A 13,286-nucleotide genomic window follows, 5' to 3' on the forward strand; every position below is an offset into this window, starting at 1 on the left:
GGTTACCGCCGTTACCGTGACTCTATGGCGGGCCGTACCTCTCAGGCGAGCCGGCGGCGCGGCGCGTCGCCGCGCGGAACCACGAACAACCGTGCCCGTCAACCGGCGAAGAAGGCGGCGCGCAAGCCGGTCCGGCGGCGACCGACCCGCGGGCCGAGCCCGGCCGCGTTCCTCGGCGGCGCGGTCAACGCGCTGTGGATGGGGTTGGCGCACTCGGTCGGCTGGGCGTTCCGGGCCGCCGGCCGGCAGGCCGCGTCCACCCGGGAGCTGGATCCGGAGCACCGCCGCGACGGTGCCGGCCTGCTCCTGTTCGGGCTGGCCATCCTCGCCGCGGTGGGCATCTGGGGCGGCGGCGCGGGGCCGGTCGGCCGGCATCTGGCCGACACGGTGCGCCTCTTCTTCGGCGCGATCTCCATCGTGCTGCCGGTGCTGTTGATGATCGGCGCGTGGCGGTTGATGCGGACGCCGGTGGACCCGGAGCATCGCGGTCGCGGCCTGGTCGGCTGGGGTTCGATGCTGCTGGCCACCGCCGCGATGCTGCACATCGGGCAGAACCCGGTCGACGAGGTGCAGCGCGACTACGCCGGCGGCCTGATCGGCGCCGGCCTGGGTGACCTGCTGAAGTCGGCGGTGACCGCCTGGGTGGCCATGCCGTTGCTGGTCCTGCTGCTGGTGTTCGGCCTGCTGGTGGTGACCGCGACGCCGATCAACCGGATTCCGGAGCGGCTCGGGCTGCGCGCCGGCCTGATCCCGTCCGACGACGTCGAGGTGGAGGAACCGGTCGAGGCCGCCGCGCCGCCGAAGCCGGCGCGCAAGCGGCCGGCGAAGCGGCTCCCGCCGCCGCTGGACCCACCGGACCCGGACGACGAGCTGGCCGGCGTGGACCTCCAGGAAACCATCGTGCTGCCGCGCAAGATGCCCAAGGTGCCGGCGAACCGCAAGCCGGCCGAGCCGCCGGAGCACTCGCCGCTGCCCACCCGCGCCGAGCAGCTCGCGCTCACCGGCCTGGCCGGCGACTACACGCTGCCGCCGGCCAACATGCTCGGCGCCGGCGCCGCGCCGAAGACCCGGAGCAAGGCCAACGACGAGGTGATCGCGGCGCTGACCGGCGTGTTCGACCAGTTCGGGGTGGACGCCGAGGTCACCGGCTTCACCCGGGGCCCGACCGTGACCCGCTACGAGGTCGAGCTGGGGCCGGGCGTCAAGGTCGAGCGGATCACCCAGCTCTCCCGCAACATCGCGTACGCGGTGAAGTCGCCGGACGTGCGGATCCTCAGCCCGATCCCGGGCAAGAGCGCGGTCGGCGTGGAGATCCCGAACACCGACCCGGAGAACGTGTCGCTCGGCGACGTGCTGCGGTCGCGCAACGCGACAAGCGACCACCACCCGATGGTGGTGGCGCTCGGCAAGGACATCGAGGGCGGCTACGTGGTGGCCAACCTGGCGAAGATGCCGCACATCCTGATCGCGGGCGCCACCGGCGCCGGCAAGTCGTCCTGCCTGAACTCGCTGCTGGTGTCCATTCTGACCCGGGCCACGCCGGACGAGGTGCGGCTGCTGCTGATCGACCCGAAGCGCGTCGAGATGACCGGCTACGAGGGCATCCCGCACCTGGTCACGCCGATCGTCACCAACCCGAAGAAGGCGGCCGACTCGCTGGACTGGGTCGTCCGCGAGATGGACATGCGCTACGACGACCTCGCCGCCAACGGGGTCCGGCACATCGACGACTTCAACCGCAAGGTGCGCAACGGCGAGATCAAGGCCCCGCCCGGCAGCGAGCGGGAGATGCGCCCCTACCCGTACCTGCTGGTGATCGTGGACGAGCTGGCCGACCTGATGATGGTCGCGCCGCGTGACGTGGAGGACTCGGTCGTCCGGATCACCCAGCTCGCCCGTGCCGCCGGCATCCACCTGGTGCTGGCCACCCAGCGCCCCTCGGTGGACGTGGTCACCGGTCTGATCAAGGCGAACGTGCCGTCCCGGTTGGCGTTCGCCACCTCGTCGCTCGCCGACTCCCGGGTCATCCTCGACCAGCCCGGCGCGGAGAAACTGCTCGGCCGCGGTGACGGCCTGTTCCTGCCGATGGGCGCGTCGAAGCCGGTACGCATCCAGGGCGCCTGGGTGACCGAGCGCGAGATCGCCGACGTGGTCAAGTTCTGCAAGGACCAGCGCGAGCCGGAGTTCCGCTCCGACGTGCTCGCCCCGGCGCAGGACAGCAAGAAGAAGATCGACGAGGACATCGGCGACGACCTCGACCTGCTGGTGCAGGCCGTCGAGCTGGTGGTCACCTCGCAGTTCGGCTCGACCTCGATGCTCCAGCGCAAGCTGCGGGTCGGCTTCGCCAAGGCGGGCCGGCTGATGGACCTGATGGAGACCCGGGGCGTGGTCGGCCCGTCCGAGGGCTCCAAGGCGCGCGACGTGCTGGTCAAGCCGGACGAGCTGGAGGAGGTCCTGGTCGGCCTGCGGGGCGGCGAGGAGTAGACCCGGTCACGACGAGGGCCCGCCGGAGAACGGCGGGCCCTCGTCGTGCTGGTGGTGCGATCAGGCGTTCAGGAGCGCGGCGGCGATGATGAAGCCGAGGACGGCGCCGGCGACGCTCGCGGCGGCGGCGTACCAGCCGAGGGGCTTGTCGCCGAGCACGGCGCCCACGATGCCGAGGATCACGCCGAGGACCCCGAAGATCAGCGGGGACAGGAAGAGCGCGAGCGCCGCGAAGACGAACGCGATGATGGTGCAGATCCGGGCGGCGTTGCTGCGCGGACGGGCGGTGGCGTGGACGTCGGCCATGGTGTCCTCCGTGAGTGATCTTCTCGATGAGCTGGGGATCACCTACCCCGGGGCGGCCGCTGTCCAAACCGGATGACGCATCGATCAGTGGAACACCTTGAGGCCGACCACGCCGGCGACCACCAGCAGCAGGCAGGCGATCCGGGGCAGGTTGGCCGGCTCACCGAGCGCGACCATGCCGACCAGCGCGGTGCCCACCGCACCGATGCCGACCCACACCGCGTAGCCGGTGCCGACCGGGATGTCGCGCAGCGCGTACGCCAGGCCGGCCATGCTGCCGACGAGCGTGACGGCGAAGACGGCGGAGGGGACGGGGCGGGTGAAGCCGGCGCTGCGGTCCAGGGCGATCGCCCACGCGGTCTCCAGCAGTCCGGAGAGCACCAACACGATCCAGGCCATGACGGGTCACCTCTGACGGGCGGGCCCGGCACTCGGCCGGGCGGCGGTCGGTTCACGCGGGGCGTCGTGCCTGACCGGGTACGCCCACCACTCGTCCGGGGCGGCCCGGGGACCGCCACGGCCGACGCTAGCACCGGCGGGGCGGGTCGGCCGGCATGGTGACGAAGCCCACCATCGCTGGAGTTGACGTCAACTTCAGGTTGCACGATGGGTCCATGACGGTGCTCTTCTCCGACGAGGACGTGGCGGCGGTCGTGGACGCCCCGCTCACCGTCGCCGCCATGCGGGACGCGTTGCTGGCCTCGTACGCCGGGCGGCTGATCGCCCCGCCCCGGGCGTCCGCGGCGCTCGGCGGCGGCCGGATGGTGCTCACCGCCGGCCACCTGACCGGCGAGTGGTACGGCTTCCGCTCGTACGACACGTTCGGGCACCCGGAGAGCGGGCAGCTCGTCGTGCTGCACGACGCGCGTACCGGCGCGGTCCGGGCCATCGCGGTCGGCGACGAGCTGGGCTCGCGGCGCACCGGGGGGCTGGGCGGCGTGGCGGTGGACGCGCTGGCCCGACCGGACGCCGCCACACTCGGCGTGGTCGGTTCCGGACGCCAGGCGTGGACCCAGGTCTGGGCCGTCGCGGCGGTCCGGCCGCTGCGCGAGGTGACCGTGCACAGCCGCTCGGCCGCCCGGCGGGAGGCGTTCGCCGCCCGGGTCCGGGCCGAGCTGGGCGTGCCGGCCCGGGCCGTCGGCTCCGCCGCCGCCGCGGTACGTGACCGCGATCTCGTGGTGCTCGCCACCACCAGCACCACCCCGGTGCTGGCCGCCGCCGACCTGGCCCCCGGCACGCACGTCAACACCGTGGGCTTCAAGCAGGTCGACCGGCACGAGTTCGGCACCGACCTGCTCGACGCCGCCGACCTGCTGGTCACCGACTCGCCGGGGCAGGCCGCCGCGTACGCCCCGCCGATGCTCGCCGCCGTCGAGCCGTACGCCGGGCGGCTGCGTGACCTGGGCGCGGTGCTGGCCGGCGCGGTCCCCGGCCGGACCCGCGCGGAGCAGATCTCGGTCTTCTGCTCCACCGGCCTGGCCGGCACCGAGGTGTTCCTGCTGGACCGCCTGGCCCGCACCCTCGCGCCCGCGCGCCCGGCGCGGTGAGACGGGGCCCCTTCTCTACCGCAGGCGTTAAGAAGGGGCCCTTCCTTGCACCTGTACCCTCGGATGGTGTCTGATTCTTTGTCTCCGTCCGATGGGCGGCGGGTTGCGCTGCTGACGCTGGGGTGCGCGCGCAACGAGGTCGACTCGGAGGAGTTGGCCGCCCGGCTGCACGCCGACGGCTGGCAGGTGACCACCGACGGCGAGGGCGCCGACGTGGTGGTGGTGAACACCTGCGGTTTCGTGGAGAAGGCGAAGCAGGACTCGATCCAGACGCTGCTGGCCGCCGCCGACACCGGCGCCAAGGTGGTCGCCGCCGGCTGCATGGCCGAGCGGTACGGCCGTGAGCTGGCCGACAGCCTCCCCGAGGCGCAGGCGGTGCTCAGCTTCGACGACTACCCGGACATCGCCGCCCGGCTCGACGCGGTGGTGGCCGGCGAGGCGATCTCCGCGCACACCCCGCGCGACCGGCGCGAGCTGCTGCCGCTGACGCCGGTGAAGCGCCGCGAGGCGGCGGTCTCGCTGCCCGGCCACGGCACGCCGACCCGGGTCGCGCCGGAGACCGACGCGCACACCCCGGCGCACCTGCGGCAGGTGCTGCGGCACCGGCTCGACACCGGCCCGGTGGCCTCGCTGAAGCTGGCCAGCGGCTGCGACCGGCGGTGCGCGTTCTGCGCCATTCCGGCGTTCCGTGGGGCGTTCGTCTCGCGTACCCCGGACGAGCTGCTCGCCGAGGCCGAATGGCTGGCCAAGACCGGCGTACGGGAGCTGGTGCTGGTCAGCGAGAACTCCACCTCGTACGGCAAGGACCTGGGCGACCCGCGCGCGTTGGAGAAGCTGCTGCCGCAGCTCGCCGCCATCGACGGGATCGTGCGGGTGCGGGCGAGTTACCTCCAGCCGGCCGAGACCCGGCCCGGCCTGGTCGAGGTGATCGCCACCACGCCCGGCGTGGCCGCGTACTTCGACCTGTCGTTCCAGCACTCCAGCGAGCCGGTGCTGCGCCGGATGCGCCGGTTCGGCTCCACCGACCGGTTCCTGGAGCTGCTCGCCTCCGCCCGCGCGCTGTCGCCGGAGGCGGGCGCGCGGAGCAACTTCATCGTCGGCTTCCCGGGCGAGACGAAGCAGGACGTGGCCGAGCTGGTCCGGTTCCTGACCGAGGCGCGGCTGGACGCGATCGGCATGTTCGACTACAGCGACGAGGACGGCACCGAGGCCGCCGGGCTGCCCGGCAAGGTCTCCGCCGCCACGGTCAAGCGGCGCTACGACAAGCTCAGCGCGCTCGCCGACGAGCTGTGCTCGCAGCGGGCCGAGGATCGGCTCGGCTCGACGGTGGAGGTGCTTGTCGACTCGGCCGCCGACGGCATGGTCGAGGGCCGGGCCGCGCACCAGGCGCCCGAGGTCGACGGGTCGACCACGCTCGTCGCGCCGGACGGCGGCGGGGTGGACCTGGCCGCGCTGCGCCCGGGTGACCTGGTCCGGGCCCGGGTGACCGCGACCGAGGGGGTCGACCTGATCGCCGTACCGGATGAGATGATCTCGGCGGCGCCCGGCGCGGCACGGTGACGGCGGGCCCGGACGGAGCGGGGAAGCCACGTGGGGCGATGCCGGACATGACCGGGGCGGAGTCGACGGTGGCCGCTCCCGTGCCGCTGCTCAACGCGGCCAACCTGCTGACCGCGGCGCGGCTGGTGCTGGTGCCGGTCTTCGCGGTCACCGTGGTCGCGTCCGGGATGAGTCACGCCGGCTGGCGGATGGCGGCCTGCCTGATCTTCGTGGTGGCCTCGGCGACGGACCTGGTCGACGGCTGGATCGCCAGGCGGTTCGAGCTGGTCACCTCGCTGGGCAAGGTCGCCGACCCGATCGCCGACAAGGCGCTCACCGGCGCCGCGTTGGTGCTGCTCTCCGTCTACGACCGGCTGCCCTGGTGGGTGACCGTGGTGATCCTGGTCCGGGAGCTGGGCATCACCGCGTTGCGCTTCTGGGTGATCCGGCACGGGGTGATCGCGGCCAGCCGGGGCGGCAAGATCAAGACCGCGTTGCAGATCCTGGCCATCACCTGGTACCTCTGGCCGATGCCGGCGGCGCTGGCCCCGGTCGGTCCCTGGATCATGGGCGCCGCGGTGGCGGTCACGGTCGCCACCGGCTTCGACTACGTCGCCCAGGCGCTGCGGCTGCGTCGTCCCACGCGTTGATCCGGGCAGCCGGCGGGTAAGCCGGCGCGGCGCGGGAAGAAGGGGCGGTCATGGGAGACACCGACGCGCGACACCAGCGGCCCGCCGGCAGTCCGGCGGCCTCCGCGGTGCACCGCCTGCACGAGTGCGGCCAGACGCTGGCCACGGTCGAGTCGCTGACCGGCGGGCTGCTCGCCGCCGCGATCGTGGAGATCGCCGGTGTCAGCGCGATCTACCGGGGCGGCCTGGTGGTCTACGCCACCGAGCTAAAGGCGGTGCTGGCCGGTGTGCCGGAGGACCTGCTGGCGGCGCGCGGGCCGGTCGACCCGGACGTGGCCGTCGCGCTGGCCGAGGGCGGGCGGCGGCGCTGCGGCGCGGACTGGGGACTGGCCACCACCGGCGTGGCCGGGCCGGAGCCCCAGGACGACAAGCCGGTCGGCCTGGTCTACGTGGCGGTCGCCGGCCCGACCGGCAGCGACGTGCGCCGGCTCGACCTCGACGGCGGCCGGGACCACATCCGCTCGGCCGCGGTGATCGAGGCGCTGCGCCTGCTCGCCGAGCACATCCCGGGCACCGACGACGCCGGGGTCGCCGACCCGGCGGGCGCCGGCCGGCGGTGAGCCGTCCGACCGCCGACGCGCCCGGCCGCGGGGTCGCCGGCACGGCGTGCTGCACAGGATTGGAGAGGCGGGGTGGGATGTCGTCGTGGCGGTCAACGGGTACGGTTGCGGGAAGGCTCCGGCGGGCGACGCCGGCGCCGGGGCGGACCGCCGTCCCCGGCGCGGCGCGGTCCGGCCGGACAGGTGTCCCGTCAGGGGAGGTGCGATGGTCCTGCTACGCCGGGTGATCGGTGACGCACTGCGGGCGCGCCGGCAGGGGCAGCACCGCACCCTCCGCGAGGTCTCGTCCGCGGCCAACGTCAGCCTCGGTTACCTCTCCGAGATCGAACGCGGCCAGAAGGAGCCCTCCAGCGAGCTGCTCGCCGCGATCTGCGACGCGCTCGGCGCCCGCCTGTCCGAGCTGCTGCGCGAGGTGAGCGACACGGTCGCGTTGGCCGAGCAGATGCCCGGCGTGCTGGTGCCGGTGACCGACGAGCCGACGCCGGTGGCCCCGTCCGCCGTGCGCAAGGCCACCAACCGGGGTGTCCGGCAGGTCACCACCGACGGCGCGGTGGCCGTCCAGGTCCGGCAGGATTCGCCGCTCAAGGCGACGCTGCGCAGCACCCGCGTGCGCCCCGCCGAGCGGGACGTGGTCTGCGCCGCCTGACCGACCGGTCCAGCGCGATGGTCGCCGGTGGCGCGTGCGTCGTACTGTTGATCAGGGTCGTACGGGTGCCGGAGTGGTGTCCGACTGGGACGATGTAGGCGCGACACTACTGAGGGGACGAGGCGGCGATGGCGAACCCGTTCGTCAAGGGTTGGAAGTACCTGATGGCGCTCTTCGGCGCGAAGATCGACGAGCACGCCGATCCGAAGGTGCAGATCCAGCAGGCGGTCGAGGAGGCGCAGCGGCAGCACCAGGCGCTGGTCCAGCAGGCCGCGGCGGTGATCGGCAACCAGCGCCAGCTGGAGATGAAGCTCTCCCGCCAGATGACCGAGGTGGAGCAGCTCCAGGGCAACGCGCGGCAGGCGCTCGCGCTGGCCGACCAGGCCCGGGGCCGGGGCGACGAGACCGAGGCCGGGCGCTACGAGCAGTCCGCCCAGTTGCTCGCCACCCAGCTCGTCTCCGGTGAGCAGGCGCTGGAGGACCTCAAGACGCTGCACGACCAGGCGCTCGGCGCGGCGGCGCAGGCCCGCAAGGCGGTCGAGAACAACTCGATGATCCTCCAGCAGAAGCTCGCCGAGCGCACCAAGCTGCTCAGCCAGCTCGAGCAGGCCAAGATGCAGGAGAGCGTGGCCAAGTCGCTGGAGTCGATGTCGTCGCTCACCGCGCCGGCCAGCACCCCGTCCCTGGACGAGGTGCGGGACCGCATCGAGCGCCGCTACGCCACCGCCATGGGCCGGGCCGAGCTGGCCGGCAACTCGGTCGAGGGTCGGATGCTGGAGATCCAGAAGGCGACGCTCGACTCGGCCGGGTCCTCCAGGCTGGAGCAGATCCGGTCGAGCATGGCCGGCGAGCAGCTCGGCGGTCAGCAGCAGCGGCCAGCCGTGGGGCAGCCGACCGACCCGGCCGCCGCCGCCCGGCTGGACGAGATCCGGGCCAGCATGAGCCGGGACCGCGGCGCCGGGGAGAGCACCACCGGCTGACGGACGAGGGAGAGCGATGGCGGACGAGCGGACGCGACACTTCCGGCGGCTGGCCAAGCTGCGTCGTTCGGCGCGGCGGTGGAGCGTGCTGGCCGGTGGGCTGGGCGGCGCCGCCGCGGTGCTCACCCCGTACGCCGGCCTGGGGCTGCCGGACGCGGCCTGGGTCGGCGCCGCGGGCAGCGCGATCGCGGTGGCCGCCTGGCGCTGGATCGACCACCGGGCGCTCGCCGCGGTGCCGGCCCCGCCGGCGCTCGACCCGGCCGAGGCCGCCGCCCGCTCCCGGGCCCGGCTGGTCGCCGCCGTCGAGCGGCTGCCCGTCGGCCCCGGCGTCCTCGCCGAGGTACGCCGCGTCCGGTCCCGCCTCGCGCTGCGCGGCACCTCGGCGGCCGAGCCGTGGGCCCGCCTGGACCGCGCCGCGCTCACCCTCGGCGGGCTGGCCGGTCGGCTGACCGGGCTGGCCGAGCCGGCGGTCCGGGAGGCCGCCGAGGCGGACCATTCCCTGCGCGAGCTGGCCGGACGGGTGGCCGGCGTGGAGCGCGCGCTGAAGCTGGCCCCGCGCGGGCCGCTCGCCGAGGTGCACGCGACCCTCGTCGCCCAGCTCGAGGAGGGCGTGGCCGCCTACGAGCGGCTGGTGGTGGCCGCCGCCGGCTACGTCGCCGAGGACGCCCGCCCCGACACCCACCACCCGGCCGCCGCGCGCCTCACCGAGGCCACCGACCTGCTGCACGGCGTCGCCTCCGCCCTGGCCGAACTCCGCACCCCCCTCCGCACCACCCCCTGACCCTCCCCGCCCCCCCCGCCCCCCCCGCCCTCCCCGGGGTGATCATGAAGTTGGCGGCGGTGTTGATCTCGGATGGTGCCGTCAACTTCATGATCACCGGCCGGGAGGGCGGGAGGGGGTGGGTCAGGTGGGGGTGGTGATCTGGATCGTGGGGGTCCAGGGGGAGGTGCCGACGATGTTCGTCGCGCGGACCCGGTAGTAGTAGGTGACGCCGGGCGGCAGGGCGGTGTTGGTGAAGCCGCGGCCGGTGACGCGGAACGTGGTGGGGTCCCGGGTGAAGCCGGCGTCGGTGGCGCGTTCGACGAGGAAGCCGGCGCCCGGCCCGACCGGCGTCGACGCCGACCAGCTCAGCGTCACCGTGGTGGTGTCCGGGGCCGGCGCGCCGGCGGTGGCGGCGACCCGGGTGGGCGCGGCCGGCCGGGGCGGCGTGGTCACCGTGGCCACCGTCGACCAGGGGGACGCCGCGCCGAGGTACGTGGTGCGTACCCGGTAGTAGTACGTGGTGTCCGGGGCGACGACCGGGTCCAGGTGGGCCTCGCCGACGGTGATCGCCGTGGTGCCCGGCCCGCTGGTGAACGTCGGGTTGGTGGCCCGCTGCACGTCCACCCCGGTGGCGAAGGAGTGGTTCGCCCAGCGCAACGCCACCCGCAGCGGGGCGGCCGGCGGCACCGCCGCGGTCAGCCGGGACGGCGCGGTCAGCCGCACCGCCGCCGGCGCGTCGTTCGACCAGGCCGAGCAGCTCACCGCGTTCTCGGCGCGGATCCGGTAGTGGTAGGTGACGCCGGGAGTGACCGTCGCGTCCGTGTACCGGGTCGCGGTGGCGGCCACGGTGATCTCGGTGCGGCCGGTCGTGAAGGCGCTGTCGGTGGCGCGTTGCAGCCGATGGCTGGTGGCCGGCGGGCGGCTGCCGTTACCGGTCCAGGCCAGCGCGATGGCCGGCAGCACGGTGGCCGAACCGGGCACCGGCGTGGCGGTCAGGCCGGTGGGCGCCCGGGGCGACACCCGCAGCACCAGCGGCCGGCTCATGCCCTGGTCGCGCAGTCCCGCCGAGCGCGTCTGCCAGCGGTACTCCCAGCCCAGGTTGACCACCTGGTTGACCACCGTCACGGGCCGCCCGTCGACCGGGCTGACCGGGCCGGCGTCCAGCCGCGCGCCGGCCGGCCGGCTCGGATCGAGCAGCCGTACGCTGTCGCCGACCGTGAACGGCAGGCCGGGCGCGACCGGGCGCAACGCCACCACCACGTCCTCCCGTGGGTTGATTCGGACGGTGTCCTTCCAGCCCAGCTCGCCCTGCTCCGGCGGGCGGAGCGTGCCGTCCCAGCCGACCCGGTTGACCACCTGCACGTCGACGCCCTCCACGTGCACCGGATGGGTCCGGTCCGGGTCGCCGACGATCCGCCAGAGCTGGGTGCCGTCCGCCGGCGCGCCCACCGGCACGGTCGGGTCGGTCACGAACAGCTCCTCGGTGACCGGGTCGGTCGGGCCGAGCGGCAGCACGGCCGGCGCGAGCGGTCCGGCGAGCGGGTGGCCGACCCCGAGTCGCCCCACCGCCCGGCCGTGCCGGGGCTCGAACACCTGCCCGACCGACTTCACCGCCAGCGGCAGCGTGACCGGGCCGGACCCGCCGGTCGGGGTGAACGTGACCGAGGTGGCGCGCGCCGGGACCAGCGTCGGGCCGGCGGTGCGGGTGCCGAACGCCGGGTCGTACGCCGGTTGCGGCACGATCGGCGGCGGCTGGCTCTGCGCGTACGCAGCGGGCAGCCGGGCGGCCAGTCGCCGCCTGTCGTAGCGGGGCGCCGGGCTGCCGACCACCCGGATCTGGAGCAGCGTGCGCGTGTTCGGGCCGTAGCCGGGGTGGGCCGGTGGCAGGCCGCCCGCGCCGGTGCGGTCGGCGGCGCCGGTGTGGTGGTCGTAGCGCGGATCGAAGCGGGGCAGCGGGGCCGGGCAGTCGTTGTAGAGGATCAGCGTGCGGCCCGGCGGCACGGTGGAGAAGTCCACCACCACGTCGGCGCGTTCGCCGGGCGCGAGCAGCAGCGTGTGCCCGTCCACGTTGAGCACTGTCGGGTCCTGCCGGTCGTAGCGGTAGCCGACCGGCTGGTTCGCCAGCACCACCGGCGCCGGCAGCAGGCCGCCCTCGTTGCCGATCTGGATCAGCTCCGGCCCGGCGGCGGCCGGGTCGGGCACGCCGCCGTCGCGCCCGTCCACCGGCCAGTACGCCGGCCGGCCCGGCACGCGTACCGCCTCGACCATCGGCACCTCGCCGGCGCGCGGGTCGGCCGGGTCGCCGTCCGGCGTCCACATCGGCCCGTCCGAGGCGGCCCGGTAGAGCTGGAGGTTGAGCGCCCGGTCCGCGCAGGCGTTCAGGATCCGGAACCGGTACGCCCGTGGCTCGACCTCCAGGTACGGGTACGCGACGCCGTTCACCAGCGGCGTGTCCCCGTACGCCGCGGGGACCGCCGAGGGGTGCGGCACGCCCGGGACCAGTGGTGGCTCGTCGGGTTCGGTGACCGGGTCGTGGTGCGGGTTCGGCACCGGGGCGACCCAGGGGCTGGTCCCGCCGTCCGGGTCGTGCGCCCACGGCCCGTAGTCCCACCGCCCGGTCGGGCTCGTGCCGCTGATCCGGTACGGGTTCTGCCGGGGCTGGTAGACGTGCGGGTGCCAGAGGCTGCCCTTGGCGCCCCAGCGGTCCCGGTCCCAGGTCGGGTCCTGCGCGGCGAGCTGCGCGTCGTCGGGGACGAACGTCTTGTCCTCGATAACCAGCGGGAGCTGGTCGGCGGGGAGCACGCCGTCGGCGACGAGGCGGTCCTCGGCCGGGTCGGTGAGCAGGTAGAGCGCGAGCTGCCCGGCGTAGACGGTGAGCCGGGACAGGCCGAGCGTGTTGTCGTGCAGCCACATCAGCCGGCCGCTCTGGTCGTTCGGGAAGTAGAGCGTGGTGGCGCCCGCGCCGGGCGCCGGCATGTCCGGCACCGGCGTCACCCCCACCCCGACCGGGTACGGGGTGATCTCGCCGGCCGGGGTCACCCACTGCCACGGGTTGCCGGCGCTGATCCAGGCGGTCCGCGCGCCGGCCAGGTGCGGCACGGCCCGGTTCTGCGGGTACGGCGCGGGACCGTCAAGCGGCCCGGTCCCGGCCCCGTCGACCGTCTCGTCGACCGGCAGGAACAGCTCACCGGCCCGGCCGGTGGGGAGCTGGTTGATGAACTTGACCCGGACCGGCCGGCCGCGCCAGGCCATGATCATCGGCCCGAGGTGCCAGGGCCGGTCGGGCGGGCTCACCGTGTTGTGGCCGGACGCGTCAGTGCCCAGGTTGAGCTGGCGGTAGCCGCGCAGCCGGGTGGCCGGCAGGTCCCGGTGCAGGCGCTGCGCGTACTCCTGGAGGCCGATCTCGTAGTAGTCGCAGCCCGGCCAGGTGATGGTGTCCGGCACCGCGACCGGCAGTCGGGCGCCGAGCCCGGCGGTGGGCGGCCGGCCCGGCAGCGGCAGCGGGTCGACGAACTTGCGCAGGCCGGTGCCGGGCACCGGGTGGCCGTCCGGGTCGAGCGTGGGCAGCGGGCTGCCGGCGGTGTTCGGTACCGGACCGAACAGGCGCGGCACCCCGCCCGGGTCCAGGGGGGCCGGTCCGGTGGGTTCGGCCGGTCCGGCGGGCGTCTCGTCGGCGGCGCGGGCGGTCGGGACGGTGGGCGCGGTCTCCTCGGCGACCGTGGCGGCCCGGTCCGGCCGGCCCGGCCGGAGTCTGCGGAACAGCACCATGGCT

11 protein-coding genes are annotated in these 13,286 nt (G+C 74.8%); 8 read left to right on the forward strand and 3 right to left on the reverse strand.

Features of this window, described 5'->3' with window-relative positions; genetic code table 11:
• Positions 1-24 precede the first annotated feature (24 nt).
• Positions 25-2,484 (forward strand): DNA translocase FtsK, encoded by a 2,460-nt coding sequence (locus tag ACLQ2W_RS32180; RefSeq protein WP_425791458.1) that lies wholly within the window; start codon positions 25-27, stop codon positions 2,482-2,484.
• Positions 2,485-2,544: 60 nt separating this feature from the next.
• Here ACLQ2W_RS32180 and ACLQ2W_RS32185 read toward each other — a convergent pair whose 3' ends face one another.
• Positions 2,545-2,790 carry a hypothetical protein gene (locus ACLQ2W_RS32185; RefSeq protein ID WP_107156049.1) on the reverse strand — a complete coding sequence of 82 codons (246 nt, stop codon included), beginning with the start codon at positions 2,788-2,790 and terminating at the stop codon, positions 2,545-2,547.
• An 84-nt stretch (positions 2,791-2,874) separates the two neighbouring features.
• Positions 2,875-3,189: a DMT family transporter gene (locus ACLQ2W_RS32190; RefSeq protein WP_107156050.1), complete on the reverse strand. Its 315-nt coding sequence runs from the start codon at positions 3,187-3,189 to the stop codon at positions 2,875-2,877.
• Positions 3,190-3,404: 215 nt separating this feature from the next.
• Between ACLQ2W_RS32190 and ACLQ2W_RS32195 the strand changes: the two genes are divergently transcribed.
• From ACLQ2W_RS32195 to pspM, 7 genes are all read left to right on the forward strand, one after another.
• Entirely contained in the window at positions 3,405-4,337 is a 933-nt protein-coding gene (locus tag ACLQ2W_RS32195) for an ornithine cyclodeaminase family protein (protein ID WP_425791460.1), read from the forward strand.
• Between the two features lie 63 nt (positions 4,338-4,400).
• Entirely contained in the window at positions 4,401-5,897 is a 1,497-nt protein-coding gene (rimO, locus tag ACLQ2W_RS32200) for a 30S ribosomal protein S12 methylthiotransferase RimO (RefSeq protein WP_425791462.1), read from the forward strand.
• Between the two features lie 47 nt (positions 5,898-5,944).
• Positions 5,945-6,526: a CDP-diacylglycerol--glycerol-3-phosphate 3-phosphatidyltransferase gene (gene pgsA, locus ACLQ2W_RS32205; RefSeq protein ID WP_405094167.1), complete on the forward strand. Its 582-nt coding sequence runs from the start codon at positions 5,945-5,947 to the stop codon at positions 6,524-6,526.
• Positions 6,527-6,576: 50 nt separating this feature from the next.
• On the forward strand, positions 6,577-7,125 hold the full coding sequence (locus tag ACLQ2W_RS32210; protein ID WP_425791464.1) for a CinA family protein: 549 nt from the start codon (positions 6,577-6,579) through the stop codon (positions 7,123-7,125).
• A gap of 205 nt (positions 7,126-7,330) precedes the next feature.
• Entirely contained in the window at positions 7,331-7,771 is a 441-nt protein-coding gene (locus ACLQ2W_RS32215; protein WP_281935483.1) for a helix-turn-helix domain-containing protein, read from the forward strand.
• A gap of 128 nt (positions 7,772-7,899) precedes the next feature.
• Positions 7,900-8,751 carry a PspA/IM30 family protein gene (locus tag ACLQ2W_RS32220; protein ID WP_396775966.1) on the forward strand — a complete coding sequence of 284 codons (852 nt, stop codon included), beginning with the start codon at positions 7,900-7,902 and terminating at the stop codon, positions 8,749-8,751.
• A 16-nt stretch (positions 8,752-8,767) separates the two neighbouring features.
• A complete protein-coding gene (gene pspM, locus ACLQ2W_RS32225; RefSeq protein WP_425791466.1) occupies positions 8,768-9,532 on the forward strand; it encodes a phage shock envelope stress response protein PspM in 765 nt (254 codons plus the stop codon).
• A gap of 123 nt (positions 9,533-9,655) precedes the next feature.
• Here pspM and ACLQ2W_RS32230 read toward each other — a convergent pair whose 3' ends face one another.
• Positions 9,656-13,282: a fibronectin type III domain-containing protein gene (locus ACLQ2W_RS32230; protein ID WP_425791468.1), complete on the reverse strand. Its 3,627-nt coding sequence runs from the start codon at positions 13,280-13,282 to the stop codon at positions 9,656-9,658.
• Positions 13,283-13,286: the final 4 nt, after the last annotated feature.

Source organism: Micromonospora sp. DT227 (assembly GCF_049841835.1).
Taxonomy (GTDB): Bacteria; Actinomycetota; Actinomycetes; order Mycobacteriales; family Micromonosporaceae; genus Micromonospora.